The sequence below is a fragment of the Luteococcus struthionis genome, from assembly GCF_048595755.1.
GTDB lineage: Bacteria > Actinomycetota > Actinomycetes > Propionibacteriales > Propionibacteriaceae > Luteococcus.
Map to the genome: position 1 here is coordinate 2918748 of NZ_CP184360.1, position 15197 is coordinate 2933944.

General features: G+C 69.2%; 11 protein-coding genes. 5 read left to right on the forward strand and 6 right to left on the reverse strand.

The window, feature by feature from the left end:
* Nucleotides 1-8: 8 nt before the first annotated feature.
* The 4 genes from hisH to hisD are packed head-to-tail and all read right to left on the reverse strand — an operon-like array spanning nucleotide 9 to nucleotide 3740.
* A complete protein-coding gene (gene hisH / locus ACOAMO_RS13620; protein WP_420175284.1) occupies nucleotides 9-635 on the reverse strand; it encodes an imidazole glycerol phosphate synthase subunit HisH in 627 nt (208 codons plus the stop codon).
* Complete coding sequence (gene hisB / locus ACOAMO_RS13625) at nucleotides 632-1240, reverse strand: imidazoleglycerol-phosphate dehydratase HisB (protein WP_420175285.1); 609 nt, start codon at nucleotides 1238-1240, stop codon at nucleotides 632-634. Before hisB ends, hisH begins: the two co-directional genes overlap by 4 nt.
* Nucleotides 1237-2394 carry a histidinol-phosphate transaminase gene (locus ACOAMO_RS13630; RefSeq protein ID WP_420175286.1) on the reverse strand — a complete coding sequence of 386 codons (1158 nt, stop codon included), beginning with the start codon at nucleotides 2392-2394 and terminating at the stop codon, nucleotides 1237-1239. Before ACOAMO_RS13630 ends, hisB begins: the two co-directional genes overlap by 4 nt.
* The gene (gene hisD / locus ACOAMO_RS13635; RefSeq protein ID WP_420175287.1) at nucleotides 2391-3740 is read right to left on the reverse strand and encodes a histidinol dehydrogenase; all 1350 of its coding nucleotides are present in this window, start codon (nucleotides 3738-3740) and stop codon (nucleotides 2391-2393) included. Before hisD ends, ACOAMO_RS13630 begins: the two co-directional genes overlap by 4 nt.
* Nucleotides 3741-3848: 108 nt before the next feature.
* Between hisD and ACOAMO_RS13640 the strand changes: the two genes are divergently transcribed.
* The 4 genes from ACOAMO_RS13640 (at nucleotide 3849) to bluB (ending at nucleotide 8369) form a co-directional block, all read left to right on the forward strand.
* Nucleotides 3849-4589, forward strand: a complete 741-nt coding sequence (locus tag ACOAMO_RS13640; protein WP_420175288.1) for a DUF554 domain-containing protein — start codon at nucleotides 3849-3851, stop codon at nucleotides 4587-4589.
* An 11-nt stretch (nucleotides 4590-4600) separates the two neighbouring features.
* Nucleotides 4601-5083 carry a Cys-tRNA(Pro) deacylase gene (gene ybaK, locus ACOAMO_RS13645; RefSeq protein WP_420175289.1) on the forward strand — a complete coding sequence of 161 codons (483 nt, stop codon included), beginning with the start codon at nucleotides 4601-4603 and terminating at the stop codon, nucleotides 5081-5083.
* Between the two features lie 115 nt (nucleotides 5084-5198).
* A complete protein-coding gene (gene gntP / locus ACOAMO_RS13650) occupies nucleotides 5199-6587 on the forward strand; it encodes a gluconate permease GntP (protein ID WP_420175290.1) in 1389 nt (462 codons plus the stop codon).
* Between the two features lie 42 nt (nucleotides 6588-6629).
* Nucleotides 6630-8369, forward strand: coding sequence for a 5,6-dimethylbenzimidazole synthase (gene bluB / locus ACOAMO_RS13655; RefSeq protein ID WP_420175291.1), 1740 nt, complete (start codon nucleotides 6630-6632; stop codon nucleotides 8367-8369).
* 1 nt (nucleotide 8370) lies between these two features.
* Here the strand turns inward: bluB and ACOAMO_RS13660 are convergent, their stop codons facing one another.
* Both ACOAMO_RS13660 and dnaE read right to left on the reverse strand, forming a co-directional pair.
* A complete protein-coding gene (locus ACOAMO_RS13660) occupies nucleotides 8371-9165 on the reverse strand; it encodes a hypothetical protein (RefSeq protein WP_420175292.1) in 795 nt (264 codons plus the stop codon).
* A 29-nt stretch (nucleotides 9166-9194) separates the two neighbouring features.
* A complete protein-coding gene (gene dnaE / locus ACOAMO_RS13665; protein ID WP_420175293.1) occupies nucleotides 9195-12749 on the reverse strand; it encodes a DNA polymerase III subunit alpha in 3555 nt (1184 codons plus the stop codon).
* A 236-nt stretch (nucleotides 12750-12985) separates the two neighbouring features.
* On the opposite strand from dnaE, the gene ACOAMO_RS13670 reads away from it, so the two are divergent.
* Nucleotides 12986-15166, forward strand: coding sequence for an ATP-binding protein (locus ACOAMO_RS13670; protein ID WP_420175294.1), 2181 nt, complete (start codon nucleotides 12986-12988; stop codon nucleotides 15164-15166).
* Nucleotides 15167-15197 lie beyond the last annotated feature (31 nt).

A 15197-nucleotide genomic window follows, 5' to 3' on the forward strand; every position in this document is an offset into this window, starting at 1 on the left:
GGGAAACCCTAGCCCATGGGCCGAGCGACCCAAGTGCTCAACAGGCGGCCACCGGCGGCCCCCGACTTCTCCGGGTGGAACTGCGTGGAGCACACCGCACCCCGCTGCACGGCGGCCACGAAGCGGTCCCCGTCGTGCTCGGCCCAGACCACTTCGTCGCGCAGCTGCGCGGCGACAGTGCGCACTGCATAGGAGTGCACGAAGTAGAAGCGTTCTGCTTCCACACCGGCGAAGAGCCCGGGCGATGCGGGGTCGACCTCCACTCCATTCCACCCCATGTGGGGCAGCCGTCGCGCCGCCAGGCGCTCGACGGTGCCGGGCAGCACGCCCAGGCCCGCCACGCGCCGGCCGTGTTCCACGCCGGCCTCGAAGAGCACCTGGTGGCCGACGCAGATCCCCAGCAGCGGCTTCTCGGAGGCGGCCCAGTCACGCACCAGGTCGTCGCCACCCACCCGCAGCAGACCGTCCATGCAGGCACCGAAGGCACCCACCCCGGGCAGCAGGAGCTGGTCGCAGGAGGCCAGCGTGGCGTGCTCGGCGCTCAGCACCACGGTGGCGCCGGCCGCCTCGAGCGCGCGGCAGGCCGAGTGCAGGTTGCCCGAGCCGTAGTCCAGGACACCGACGCGTCTGGTCACAGGGCGCCCTTGGTGCTCGGGATGCCCTGCACGCTCGGGTCCAGGCGCACCGCGGCACGCAGGGCACGGGCCAGGGCCTTGAACTCGGCCTCGACGATGTGGTGCGGGTCGCGTCCCGCCAGCAGCCGCAGGTGGATGCACAACCCGGCGTTGAGGGCGAGGGTCTCGAAGACGTGGTAGGTCATCGAGCCGGCATACGGCACCCCGGAACCCCCGATCAGGGCGTAGGCCTGGCCGTCGGGCTCCCCGGTGCACACGCAGTAGGGGCGCCCTGCCACGTCGACGACGCACTGGGCCAGCGCCTCGTCGAGGGGCACCATGGCATCGCCGTAGCGGGTGATGCCCGCCTTGTCGCCCAGCGCCTGCTTGAGGGCCTGCCCCAGGGCGATGGCGGTGTCCTCGACGCTGTGGTGGCCGTCGATGTGCACGTCGCCGGTGCAGCTCACCTCGATGTCGATGCCGGAGTGCTTGCTCAGCGCGGTCAGCATGTGGTCGTAGAAGCCCACGCCGGTGCTGATGGTGCTGCTGCCGGTGCCGTCAAGATCGACGCTCACCCGGATCGTGGACTCGCTGGTGGTTCGTTCGACGGTGGCGGTGCGGCTCATGGCCTCTCCTTCAGGGTGGTGGGGGCGATCGCGGTCAGGGCCTCGCGGAAGGCGCGCATCTCCTCGGGCGTGCCGGCCGAGACCCGCAGGTAGCCCTCGGGGCCGGTCTCGCGGATCAGCACGCCGCGGTCGAGCAGCTCCTGCCAGACGGCATGGCGATCCTCGAAACGGCCGAAGAGGCAGAAATTGGCCTGGCTGGGCACCACCTGGTAGCCCTGCTCGCGCAGCCACTGCTGCAGCAGCTGGCACTGCTCGCGCAGCTCTCCGACGCGCTGCAGCATCTCCTCGGCATTGTCCAGCGCCACCAGCGCGATCGCCTGCGCGGCGGCCGAGAGGTGGTAGGGCAGCCGGACGATGCGACAGGCGTCGATGATCGCGGGGGTGGCGGCCAGGTAGCCCAGGCGCCCACCGGCATAGGCGAAGGCCTTGCTCATGGTGCGGCTCACCACCAGGTGCTGGTGGCGCGGCAACAGCGCCAGGGCCGAGTCCTCGGGGACCTCGGTGAACTCCTGGTAGGCCTCGTCCACCACGACGATGCACTGCGGCCGTACCCGCGCAAGCCCGGTGCAGATCTCGTCGATCACGCTGACCGGCGTGGTGGTGCCGGTCGGGTTGTTGGGCGTGGTGATCAGGATGATGTCGGCCTGGTGCTCCTCCACTGCCGCCAGCACCGCCTCGGCCTCCACCCGGAAGTCGTGGGTGCGCGGCACGGCGACATAGCGGGTCAGGGTGTTGCGCGCGTACTCGGGATACATCGAATAGGTCGGGCTGAAGCCCAGCACCGTGCGTCCCGGGCCGCCGAAGGCCTGCAGCAGGTGCGTCATCACCTCATTCGAGCCATTGGCCGCCCACACGTGCTCGGGCCCCAGACCGAAGCCCAGGTAGCGCGCCAGCGCGGTGCGCAACTGCAGGGCCTCACGGTCCGGATAGCGGTTCATGCTCCCAGCGGCCTCGCTGACGGCGCGCGCCATCTGCTCGCGCACCCGCGCGCTGGGCGGGTAGGGGTTCTCGTTGACGTTGAGGGCACAGGGCACTTCCAGCTGCGGGGCGCCGTAGGGCTCCTCGCCGCGCAGCTCGTCGCGCAGCGGCAGCTCGTCCAGTGTGATTGGAGTGACGGGGCGGTTGGGGGTGCTGGGAGTGTTGGGCTGGTTCATGCCTGCTCCCCCTGCGCGTCGGCGCCGCGTCGCACGGTGATCGCATTGGCGTGCCCGGGCAGGTTCTCGGCCATCGCGAAGGTCTCCACGCTGTCGGCCAGCTCCATCAGCGCAGCCTGGGAGTAGTTGATGACGTGCACCGCCTTCATGAAGCTGCGCACGCTCAGCCCGGAGCTGTGGCAGGCACAGCCCCCCGTGGGCAGCACGTGGGTGGAGCCCGCGGAGTAGTCGCCCAGCGAGACCGGGGAGTAGGGGCCGACGAAGATGGCGCCCGCATTGCGCACCCGGGCGGCCCACTGCGCGGCATCACGGGTCTGCACCTCCAGGTGCTCGGCCGCGTAGGCATCGCAGACCAGCAGGCCCTGTTCCAGGTCTCGCACCATCACGATGCCCGACTGTTCGCCGGTCAGGGCGGTGTGCACCCGCTCGGCGTGCCGGGTGGCCGCGGCCTGCCGTGCTGTGGCCTGTTGCACCTGCTGGGCCAGCTCCGGGGAGTCGGTGACCAGCACCGAGCCAGCCATCGGGTCGTGCTCGGCCTGGCTGATCAGGTCGGCGGCCACGTGCTCGGGGTCGGCAGTCTCGTCGGCCAGGATCATGATCTCGGTGGGGCCGGCCTCGGAGTCGATGCCCACCAGGCCGCGCAGCAGTCGCTTGGCCGCCACGACGTAGATGTTCCCGGGGCCGGTGACCATGTCGACCCGCTCGCACAGGCCGGTCACCCCGTGGGCGAACATCGCGATGGCCTGGGCGCCACCCACCGCGTAGACCTCGTCGATGCCCAGGATGTGGCACAGGGCCAGGATGTTGGGGTGCGGCAGGCCGCCGAACTCCTTCTGGGGCGGGCTGGTCACCGCGATGGACTGCACCCCGGCCACCTGCGCGGGCACCACGTTCATGATCACCGAGCTGGCCAGTGGGGCCAGACCACCGGGCACGTACAACCCCACGCGCCCCACCGGGACGATGCGCTGGGCGACGTGGGCACCCTCGGCGACGGTCACGGTGGGTGCGGCGACCTCGCGCTCGGCCAGCTCGCAGACCTGGCGGCGGCGGGTGATGGACTCGGTGAAGGCGGCGCGCAGCTCGTCGTCGAGCTCCTCGGCGCACTGGGCCAGGATGTGCGTCGGCACTCGCAGGTGCTCGGGCGTGACCCCGTCGAACTGCTCGGCGAAGCGCACCAGGGCCTCGGTGCCCTCGCTGGCCACCGCCTGGCAGATCGGGCGAACCTTCTCGACGGCATGCTCCACGTCGAAGGTGGCGCGCGGAACGGCGGCGCGGTAGTCGAAGGCCTCGCCGCCACGCCCGGCATCGGTCAGGTCAAGGGTTCGCAATAGGTTCTCAGGCACATGCCGAGTCTAGTGAGCGGCGCAGACAGTTTGCGTCCATGACCGATCGGTGGCCCCGCCGCGCCGTCGACGACGCCCCCGCACGCGCGAGTGTGGTGGGATGTCCCGGTGACCTTCATCGGGATGGGAACCGTGGCCAATGTGGTCACCATCGTGCTGGGCTCGCTGATCGGCCTGGCCGTCGGCAGCCGCCTGCCCGCACGCACCGCGGGCGCCGTGACGGAGGCCCTCGGCCTGGTGACGCTGGTGATCGCCGGGCTCTCGCTGCGGCCACTGCTGCAGCCCACCCTTGGCGAGGTCGTCGGTGATGCCGCGCTGATCATCATCATGCTCGCGGTGATCGGGGGCACCATGCTGGGTTCGCTGCTGCGCCTGGAGGACCGGATGGAGGACCTGGGGCGCTGGGTGCGCGGCAAGCTCTCGCGCGGCACGAATGACCAGTCGTCGAGGTTCGTGGAGGGCTTCGTCACCTCCAGCCTGGTCTTCTGCGTGGGGCCCATGGCGGTGCTCGGCGCCCTGCAGGACGGGCTGGGGATGGGCGCCGACCAGTTGCTGGCCAAGAGCCTGCTGGACGGGTTCGCCGCCATCGCCTTCGCCAGCTCACTGGGCCTCGGGGTGCTGGCCTCGGCGGTGCCGGTGGCGCTCTACCAGGGCGGCCTGACCCTGCTCGGTTTCCTGCTGGGCGACGTGATGCCCCCGGCGCAGGTCGACGCGCTCACCGTGGCGGGCGGCATCGTGCTGCTGGCGCTGGCCTTCCGCCTGATCGGCCTCAAGCACCTGCGCGTGGCCGACATGCTGCCTGCCCTGGTGCTCGCCCCGCTGTTCGTCTGGATCGTCCAGTCAGTCTGAGAGGACCCCCCATGGCCACCGCCACCCCCGCCACCAAGGCCCTCGACCGCGCGAAGGTGGCGCACAGCCTGCTCTCCTATGACCACGACCCGGCCAACACCCACTTCGGCCAGGAGGCCGTCGCGGCGCTCGGGCAGGATCCCCACCAGGTCTTCAAGACCCTCGTGGTGGCCTGTTCCGGCGGCACGATGCCGCTGGTGGTGGCCGTCGTCCCCGTCGCACGACAACTCGACCTGAAGGCCCTGGCCGTGGCCGCCGGCGCCAAGAAGGCCGCACTGGCCGAGCACGCGGTGGCGCAGCGCAGCACCGGATATGCCGTCGGCGGCATCTCGCCCTTGGGGCAGAGGAAGCTCCTGCCCACCTTCATCGACTCCTCGGCCCGCAGCTTCGAGACCATCATGGTCTCCGCGGGCAGGCGGGGCCTGCAGGTGCAGCTCTCCCCCACCGACCTTGCCGCGCTCACCCGCGGGCGCTTCGCCGACATCGCCCGCTGAACCCGCCGTGGCCCGTCAGGGGCAACTCTTGGCCACTGCTTGAGCCCGCCTGGCCCGGGTGCTCGGGTGGACATCCGGTGAAGACGCCGGATGGTCACAGGACAAGGAGTTTTCGATGGCAGCGTTGCACATCGTCTGGGTGGTGCTGGGCATCGGTCTGATGCTCTTCTTGAACATGAAGTACAAGGTCAACGCCATGTTGGCCCTGTTGCTGGGCGCCCTGACGATCGGCATCGCAGAGATGGCCTCCATCTCGGCCGGCATCATGCCCGCCGGCAAGACCCCCATCACGCTGGCCAGCCTGGTCGAGACGATCCAGACCGGTTTCGGTTCCACGCTGGGTTCGCTGGCGATCATCGTCGTCTTCGGCGCCGTCATCGGCAAGCTCATGGTCGACTCCGGCGCCGCGAACCAGATCGCCGAGACCCTGATCGAGAAGCTGGGCGTGCGCTACGCCAAGATCGCCATGGTGCTCTCGGGTCTGGTCTTCGGGCTGGCCATGTTCTACGAGGTGGCCTTCATCATCATGGCGCCGCTGATCGTGGCCGTGGCGCACGAGGCCAAGGTGCCCTTCATGCGCATCGCCATCCCGGCGATCGCCGCCACCACCACCGCACACTCGCTCTTCGTCCCCCAGCCCGGCCCGGTCGCCCTGGCCGACATCTACCAGGCCGACATCGGCATGTCCTATGTCTACGGAATCATCGTGGCCGTGGCGACGGTGGCGGTCACCGGCTGGGTGCTGCCCCGCTTCCTGGGCAACCTGGACTACCCGACGCCGGCCCTGATGCGCGCCGAGCACGAGGTTGCCCCGCAGGACCGCCCGAGCTTCGCGACCTCGATCCTGGTGCCGTTGGTGCCGGCGATCCTGATGATCAGCGCCACCGTGGCCAACATCTGGCTGCAGGAGGGCACCACCGCCCACCACCTGGTGAACTTCGTCGGCTCCCCCATCATCTCCATCTCGCTGGCGATGCTGGCCGCCTTCATCTGCTTCGGCACCGCCCAGGGCCGTGACGCCGAGTGGATCATGCGCACCTTCGAGAGCGCCGTGAAGTCGATTGCGATGGTGGTGCTCATCATCGGTGCGGGCGGTGCCCTCAAGCAGGTCATCATCGACACCGGCATCGGCGACTACATCGGCAGCCTGATGACCGGAACCTCCGCCAATCCCTACCTGATGGCCTGGCTCATCACCGTGCTCATCCGGCTGGCGACCGGCCAGGGCGTCGTCTCGGCCATGACCGCGGCAGGCATCATCGGCTCGGCCGTGATGGATCCGGCCACGGGCAGCATGATGGCCGGGGTGGACCCGACGCTGCTGATGCTGGCCACCGCCGCCGGCTCCAACACCCTCACCCACGTCAACGACGCCTCCTTCTGGCTCTTCAAGGGCTACTTCGACCTGTCGGTCAAGGACACCCTCAAGACCTGGGGCCTGCTGGAACTGTGCAACTCGATCGTCGGCCTGGCCGTCGTGTTGTTGCTGAGCCTGTTCGTCTGACCTGTTCCCTTGTGGTGGGGGCCGCTTCCCTAGAGTGGTCCCATGCCCGAGACCAGCGCCTTCCGTCGCCCAGTACCCACCGTCGGGGACACCTCCGCCGCCCACGAACGCTCCGGCGACCCGCAGGGCTGGGCCTTCGACCGGGCCACCATCGAGGCACTGGACCGGGTGCTCACCTCGCGGCGAGACATCCGCCGCTTCCGCCCCGACCCGGTGCCCGACGAGCTGGTGCGGGCCATCGTCGAGGCGGGCCACGCCGGCCCCTCGGTCGGCCACTCCCAGCCGTGGCGTTTCATCGTGGTGCAGGATGCCGCCCTGCGGGATCGAGCTGCGGCGATGGCCGACCGTTCCCGACTGTGGCAGGCCGCCCAGCTGGCCCCGCAGCGAGGACAACAACTGCTGGACCTCAAGTTGGAGGGCCTGCGGGAGGCTCCGCTGGGCATCGTGGTGGCCTGTGACCGTCGCACCCCGGCCGTGGGCGTGCTGGGCCGGGCCACCTTCCACGACGCCGACATGTGGAGTTGCGCGGCCGCGATCGAGAACATGTGGCTCACCGCGCGTGCGCACGGCCTGGGCATGGGTTGGGTGACGCTCTTCGAACCGGCCGAACTGGCGCAACTGCTCGGGCTCCCCGAAGGCGTCGAGACCCTCGGGTGGCTGTGCCTGGGCTGGCCCGACGAACGCCCGCCCTCCCCCGGTCTGGAGCGTCTGGCGTGGTCCCGCAAGCTGCCGCTCGACGAGGTCGTGCTGCGCGACGGTTGGCCGCAGGACGACCTGGCCGCTCCCACCAGCCATCTGCGCGCCCCCGACCAGGACCGCGTGGTGCACGCCACCGACGAGGCCGACGACCTGCTCACCACCCCGGGTTCCCTCGGCCTGCTCGACCGTGCCCTGAACCGGGTGGAGGCGGTGCGCCCGCAGGGCGTCGACGGTGGGGTGTTGGTGCTGGCCGGGGCCGACCATCCGGTGACCGCGCATCGCATCAGTTCCTTCGAGAGCCACGTCACCCACGACGTGATGAAGGCCAATGTCGACTCCCAGGGCATGGGTTCGGTCGCCGCGCTGGGCGCCGGGCTGGGATGCCTGGTGGTGGATGCCGGCGTGGCACGGCCGGTGGCGGGCGCCGTCGCTGCCCGCACCGACGGCGAGCGCGGTGACCTGGTCGACTCCGACGGGCTCACCGCCGAGGACGTCTCCCTGCTCCTGGAACGCGGACGGGCCCTGGGCGTCGACGCCGCCCAGCAGGGTGGACTGGTGGCGCTGGGTGAGGCGGGCATCGGCAACACCACCGTGGCCGCCGCGCTGGCCAGTGCCCTGCTGGGCCTGCCTGCCGAAGCCAGCGTCGGCCTGGGCACCGCGGCCGATGCCGCCATGCTCGAGCGCAAGCAGAAGGTGGTCGGGGCAGCGGTCCACCGCTGGCGCCAGCGCGGTGACCACGACGACCCGCGGGTGATCCTGCAGAGCCTGGGCGGTGGGGAATTCGCCCTGTTGACGGGCGTGGTGCTGGGGGCAGCACACCAAGGCGCGGTGGTGGTGCTCGACGGCCTGGCCACCAGCGTGGCTGCCCTGCTGGCAGTGCGCCTGGAGCCGGCGGTGCAGGGCTACCTGGTGGCTGGCCAGTGCAGCCGGGAACAGGCCCACCAGGAGGTGCTCACCGAGCTGGGGCTGGAACCGCTGCTGACCCTGCGCCTGCGCAGCGGTGAGGGGGTGGGGGCCTGTCTGGCGGTCTCCCTGCTGCTCCAGGGCCAGCGCATGCGTCGTCTGGTGGCCAGGACCCGCTGACTCAGTCGGTCGGTGGTGGGGGCACCGGCGTGGTGGGTGCCTGCGAGGTGGCCGGGATCGTCCGGCCACGACGCCGACGGTTGTGCCGCCGACGGGCATGCTCCTCGGCCGTCAGCGAGGACAGCAACAGGATCGGGATGGTGGCGAAGAAGGGCCACACCAGCACCGCCACGTGTGCGTGCAGTTCGAAGTCGATCGGCACCCGGTCCCCGTCGCCCGCGGTGGCGATGCGGCTTGCGAAGTTGCGCGGCCCCAGGAGCACACCCACCCACCAGCACAGGAAGGCGCTGGCCAGCGAGGAACCGATGGCCAGCGGCACCACCAGCCAGCCGCTGCGCCGGAACCAACGCCAGGCCCACAGACCGATCAGCAGGCCCACCACGGCGCCCAGCACGCTGTAGACCACATCGGCCGCGAAGACCTGGGTGAGACCCCGCTCCGAGGTGGTCGCGCGGCCATCGGCATCGACGGTGTAGGAGGGAAGGTCCACCACCAGGTTCCACACCACACCGGCCAGGGCGCCCACCAGCATGGCCAGCAGCACGTGCATCAACAGTCCGCGCACCACGGGGTGTTGCAGCAGTCCCCTGCGCGGCTGCGCCACATAGGCGTCGTTCTCGAGGATCTCGGCAGACTCCAGGCTCACCGCCGGGGCGCGCCCCTGGTCGGGCATCCCGGGCGAGGACGCCGAGGCCGCCACCGTCGCTTCGAGCACCGGTGGCTGCGCCGCGAGCTCCTGCTCCGGCAACGCCTCACCCTGGCTGTGACTCACCGCGATCTCCCTTTCGAGGTCCATCCGAACTGTCCCAGCCTAGGGCCTGCCGGTCAGGACGCCAGACAGGACGGCCCCAACAGGGCCTTGAGGTCTGCCATCAGCGGTTGCGAGGCGGTCACCCGCAGGGTGTCGTCCAGGCGGTAGAGCGTCGATCCGCCCTGGGCCACCAGCCGCAACCTCACCTCGGTCATACCCGGATGGTTCCCGAGCACCTCCTTGAGCTGGTCCACCACGGGCGCGGTGCATCGCCCTGCCTGCAGCTGCAGCACGACGGGGGCCGAGGGACCCTCCGAGATGTCCGGCACGGCGATCTCCTGGGCGTGGATCTCGACCGAGTCCTCCTTCTCGCGGATCCGGCCACGCACCTGCACCACCTGGTCGGTGGCCAGGTGCATCGCGACCTGCTCATAGACCTTCGGGAAGCACATGACGTTCACCGAGGCCTCCAGGTCCTCGACCGTGAGGATGGCCCAGATGGCACCGGTCTTGGTCTGCTTGCGCTGGATGGTGGTGATCATCCCCGCGATGTTCATCATCCCCTCACGCGGCCCGTCGGGCGCGATCAGGTTGCCGATGGAGATGTCACGCTGCGCCTCCAGGATGTGCTCCAGGCCCTGCAGCGGGTGGTCCGAGACGTACAGGCCCAGCATCTCGCGCTCGAAGGCGAGCTTGGTCCGCTTGTCCCAGTCCTCCATCTCGGGCACCGTCTCGCGGTGCTGCTCCACCTCGGGCTCGTCGGCGGCCAGCCCGAAGTCGCCGAACAGGTCATCCTGGCCATTGGCCTGGTTGCGCTTCAGGTCCAGCACCTGGTCGACGGCCGACTCGAAGATGCTCATCAACGCGCGGCGCGAATGGCCCAGGGCGTCGAAGGCACCTGCCTTGATCAGGGACTCGATCATCCGCTTGTTGCAGACCTGCAAGGGCACCTTGTCCAGGAAGTCGTGGAAGTCGGTGAAGGCCCCGTGCTCCTGGCGGGCCTGCACGATGCCCTCCACCACGTGGTCGCCCACATTGCGAATGGCCCCCAGACCGAATCGGATGTCCTCCCCGACGGCCGTGAACTCCAGCTCGGAGGTGTTGACGTCGGGTGGCAGCACCTTGATGTGCTGGGCGCGCATGTCACCCAGGTAGAGCGCCATCTTGTCCTTGTCGTCGCCGACGCTGGTGAGCAGCGCGGCGCCGTACTCGGCCGGGTAGTTGGCCTTCAGCCAGGCCGTCCAGTAGGACACCAGGGCGTAGCCGGCGGCGTGCGACTTGTTGAAGGCGTAGCCGGCGAAGGGCACCATGACGTCCCACAGCGTCTGGATCGCGTCATCGGAGTAGCCATTGGCCGCCATGCCGTCGTGGAAGTGGTTGAACTCCTTGGCCAGGATCTCGGGCTTCTTCTTGCCCATGGCCCGTCGCAGCAGGTCGGCGCCACCCAGCGTGTAGCCCGCGAGCTCGCGGGCGATGGCCATGATCTGCTCCTGGTAGACGATCAGGTGGAAGGTGTCGCCGATCAACGGGTCCAGCGCCTGCTTGAGGTCTGGATGGATCGGGACGATCTCCTGACGTCCGTTCTTGCGCTCGGCATAGGAGATGTGGGCATTGGCGCCCATCGGGCCGGGCCGGTAGAGCGCGAGCACGGCGGTGATGTCGTCGAAGCCGGTGGGGCCCATCTGGCGCAGCAGCGAGCGCATCGCCCCACCGTCGAGCTGGAAGACGCCCAGCGTGTCACCACGTGCCAGCAGGTCATAGGTCTTCTGGTCGTCCAGCTCCAGGGTGGCGACGTCGATCTCGATGCCCTTGTTCTGCTTGATGATCTGGACGGCGTGGTCCATGATTCCCAGGTTTCGTAGGCCCAGGAAGTCCATCTTCATCAGGCCCATTTCCTCAAGCTGCGGATAGGCAAAGCCGGCAATGATCATGCCGTCCTTGTCGCGCTTGTGCATGGGGACCACGTCGAGCAGGGGCTCGCTGGACAGGATGAAGGCGCAGGCGTGCACACCGGTGCCGCGGATCAGGCCCTCCAGCCCCATGCCGGTGTCGATCACCTTCTTGACGTCGGCCTGGGTGTTGTAGAGCTCGCGAACCTCGGCGCCCTCGGCATAGCGGGGGTGCTCCTCGTTGAACAGGTCCTTGAGGGGGACGCCCTTGCCCATCACGTCGGCGGGCATCGCCTTGGTGATCTTGTCCCCCAGGCCGAAGGGGTAGCCCAGGATGCGGTTGGCGTCCTTGACGGCGGCCTTCGCCTTGATGGTGCCGAAGGTGTTGACCTGGCTGGTGTAGGCCTCGCCGTACTTGTCGGTGACGTAGTCGATGACCAGGTCGCGCTTGCGGTCGTCGAAGTCGAGGTCGATGTCGGGCGGGCTGATGCGCTCGGGATTGAGGAATCGCTCGAAGAGCAGGCCGTGTTCCAGCGGGTCAATCTGGATGATGCCGGTCAGGTAGGCGATCATCGAGCCGGCCGCGGAGCCTCGGCCCGGGCCGACCGCGACGCCCATCTCGCGGGCCTTGTTGCAGATGTCGGAGACCACCAGGAAGTAGGAGCTGAAGCCCAGCGGTTCGATGACCTTCAGCTCGGTCTCGACGCGCTCCAGCACGTCGGGGCGCTCGGCATCGCCGTAGCGGAACTTGATGCCCTCGGTCACCTTCTTGCGCAGCCACGACTCCTGGGTCTCGCCCTCGGGCACGTCGAACTGCGGCATCCGGTCGACGTGCTTGAAGACGTCCTCGTAGCTCTGGATGCGCTCGGCGATGGCCAGGGTGTTGTCACAGGCGCTGGGCAGCTCCTTGAAGAGCTGGCGCATCTCCTGCGCGGTCTTGATGTAGTAACCGGAGCCGTTGAAGCGGAAGCGGTTGGGGTCGTCCTTGTTGCGGCCCACGCCGACGCACAGCAGGTCGTCGTGGCTGTCGGCCTGGTCCTCGGTGACGTAGTGGGAGTCGTTGCTGGCCAGCAGCGGAATGTTGAGCTTCTTGGCCACGCGCAGCAGGTCCTCACGGACGCTGCGCTCGATGTCGATGCCGTGGTCCATCAGCTCCAGGAAGTAGTTCTCCTTGCCGAAGATCTCCTGGTAGGCCGCGGCGGCCGCGACCGCCTCGTCGAACTGGCCCAGCCGCAGCCTGGTCTGCACCTCACCGGAGGGGCAGCCGGTGGTGGCGATGATGCCTTCGGAGTACTGGCTGATGATCTCGCGGTCCATGCGGGGCTTCATGTAATAGCCCTCGAAGCTGGCGAGCGAGCTGAGCTTGAACAGGTTGCGCAGGCCGGTGGCATTCTCGGCCAGCATCGTCATGTGCGTGTAGCGGCCACCGCCCGAGACGTCCTTGCCACCCTCCACCGAGGCGTCGGTACCGTCATGACGCCCCTTGGCCCAGAACTCCTGCACCCGCGAGTGGCGCGACGAGGGAGCCACATAGGCCTCGATACCGATGATGGGCTTGACGTCGTGCTTCTTCGCGGTCGACTGGAACTCGTAGGCACCGAACATGTTTCCGTGGTCGGTCATCGCGACGGCAGGCATGCCCTGCCGCTCCACCTCGGCGAAGAGCTTGGAGTTCTTCGCTGCACCGTCGAGCATCGAGAACTCGGTGTGGGTGTGGAGGTGGACGAAGTTGTCAGCCATGGGGTGGGTGCGTCCTCTTTCTCAGTGTTGCGGAGCAGCCAATCTACCCCGACTTGGACGGTGGTGGGGCACGGCCCCGGGCGTCACCACCAGGGCGTCGAATCCTCCAGCGACTGAAGGTTTCCTGCCGTGCGACGATGGCACGGCGAACAGTCCCCCTTGCCGGTGCCACAGTGGTGCGCAGCTGCAAACCACCTCCCCCAACCCCCTCCCCGAGGAAGCATCAACTCCCCCTCATGCCCCACACCAGATCGGCGAGCGTCCAGGACGGGCTACGTGTGCTCGGCACCGCATCCCTGGCCCTGACGCTGCCACTCGAGACCATCCCCTTCGTCCTGATCATCGGCCACCAGGCCCCGGCCACCGCGCCGGGGCTGTTCATGGTGCTGTCCAGCCAGCTCCTGGCGCTGGTCTTCCTGCTGGCACGGCGGCCGGTGCGCGGGGTCGAGTGGCTGCTCTTCGCCCTGCTCTTCGGCGGAATCCTCCAGGTGTTGCGCCAGGGTGCCGAGTCGGACGCCGTCAGCCTGCTCCTGCCTGGATACTGGCTCTTCCCGATCATCGTGGTCTCGATGCGGTCCCGAGCACGCCGCACCCACGTGGGCATCACGCTGGGCACGGGGCTGGTCATGATGGCGCTCCAGGACCGGCTGGTCGAGGAGCCATCCTGGCTGCACTTGGCCGACCTGCTGTGGATCACCCAGCCGGTCACCGAGGTCCTGCTTTTCGGCACGGCGCTCATCTCCATCTCGCTTGCCAGGGACGAGGCGGTCCGTGCTCGCGAACAGGCCGACGCGCAACTTCGCGAGGAGATGGCCCAGCGTCAGGCAGGTCGCGAGGCGGCCCGGCTGCTGCACGACCACGTCCTGCATGCGCTCTTGTCGATCTCGCGGACCGGCCAGGCCATCCAGACGCGCGAGGCCCTCGACGAGTGCCGGGCGGCCACCGTCGCCTTGTCCGCCCCTCGCACGGCCAGTGGCCTGATCCGCGTGGAGGAGCTGCTCCGCGATGACCCGCTGCTGGAACGGTGCGGGGCACGACTCAGTGGACAGACCCGGCCGGTACCCATCGCGGTGGCCAGCTGCGTGGCGGATGCCGCGCGCGAGGCCCTGCGCAATGTGGCACGGCACGCCGCCGGCGCCCGCTGCCAGGTGACGGTCTCCACGCAGAAGGAGATCCTGCACGTGCAGATCGACGACGACGGCCCGGGCTTCGACCAGTTACGCCGGCCGGTGGATCGGCTGGGTGTGGGCGGCTCCATCCTGCAGCGGATGGACGAGGTCGGTGGCGCGGCCCGGATCAGTTCACGCCTCGGGAGGGGCACGAGGGTCCACCTGCAGTGGCCGCGGCTGGAGCCCGAAGCCGACCAGGGCTGGCAACTTGCGCCTCGGCGCCTGGTCCGTCGCGGCTTGTCGCGCACCGCCTGGCCGGGGCTGGTCACCGCCACGGTCATGACCCTGTTGATGAGCTCGCGCACCACCCGTCCGAGCCTGGCCATGACCGTCTCCCTGATGGTGCTGGCGATCGGTTTCTGGGCCGCCATCACCTTGGACCGACGTGAGCTGAGCACCCGCGAACAGGCGCTCGTCGTGCTGTCGGCCCTCGTGGGATGGGTGGTGAACCTCGCCCTTGTGCGACAGTCCCCCACGCTCGACTACGCGCTGTGGATGGGCTGGGGCAGCTCGTCGATGGTGCACCTGGTGGTGCTGTCCATCCCGCTGCGACGAGCCGCCGTGCTGACGGGGGCATGGATGGTGGTCTGCGTGGCTGGGCTGCTGAGCTACCCCGATCCGCTCATGACGCTGTGGAGTCACACCTTCCTGCTGATCACCGGGGCGGGGCATGTCGCCATCACGGTGCTGGTGTTGGCCGTCGCCCAGCGCACCGCCGCGCATGAGGCCGAGGCGGCGCGGCTGGCCTCGGTGAGCCGTGCCGCCACGGCCCGGTTGCGGCACATGGCGCATCTGGAGGAGCACTGGAGCGCCACGGTGGTCGACGAGGCACTGCCCCTGATCCGTGGGGTCGCCGATGGCCTGGTGGATCCCCTGCGCCCGGAGGCCCGCGAACAGGCCCGCTGCCTGGAGTCACGGCTGCGCGACGAGACCCTGCTGGGGGCGCAGCGTCGGGAGTTGGCGGGGCCGATCGGCAAACTCCGAAGCCAGGGCTGGGCCCCCGTGCTGAGCCTGGGAACCAGCAGCTCCCGCCGCAACCTGAGTGCGCTGGCCCGCCTGCTCGAGCTGCTGGGACCTCCCAGCGACACCGGGCAGGTCCTCACCTTGAGTCAACGCCCCAAGGGTGCCCAGGCCGTCGTGCTGTCTCCTCAGCCGGATCAGCTGGAGCGCTGGCGTCGGCAGTTGAGTGGCGCCGACGAAGCCCTGGAGGAGGACCCGGATTTTGCCAGGTTGACGGTGGCCTGCTGAGCGGCCCCAGCGCCACGCCCGGGCAACCCTG

What these genes read in the sequence shown, in the direction of transcription:
- hisB (WP_420175285.1), bottom strand. Translation starts at nt 1,240, where the DNA reads ATGAGCCGCACCGCCACCGTCGAACGAACCACCAGCGAGTCCACGATC.
- ACOAMO_RS13630 (WP_420175286.1), bottom strand. Translation starts at nt 2,394, where the DNA reads ATGAACCAGCCCAACACTCCCAGCACCCCCAACCGCCCCGTCACTCCA.
- ybaK (WP_420175289.1), top strand. Translation starts at nt 4,601, where the DNA reads ATGGCCACCGCCACCCCCGCCACCAAGGCCCTCGACCGCGCGAAGGTG.
- gntP (WP_420175290.1), top strand. Translation starts at nt 5,199, where the DNA reads ATGGCAGCGTTGCACATCGTCTGGGTGGTGCTGGGCATCGGTCTGATG.
- bluB (WP_420175291.1), top strand. Translation starts at nt 6,630, where the DNA reads ATGCCCGAGACCAGCGCCTTCCGTCGCCCAGTACCCACCGTCGGGGAC.
- ACOAMO_RS13660 (WP_420175292.1), bottom strand. Translation starts at nt 9,165, where the DNA reads ATGGACCTCGAAAGGGAGATCGCGGTGAGTCACAGCCAGGGTGAGGCG.
- dnaE (WP_420175293.1), bottom strand. Translation starts at nt 12,749, where the DNA reads ATGGCTGACAACTTCGTCCACCTCCACACCCACACCGAGTTCTCGATG.
- ACOAMO_RS13670 (WP_420175294.1), top strand. Translation starts at nt 12,986, where the DNA reads ATGCCCCACACCAGATCGGCGAGCGTCCAGGACGGGCTACGTGTGCTC.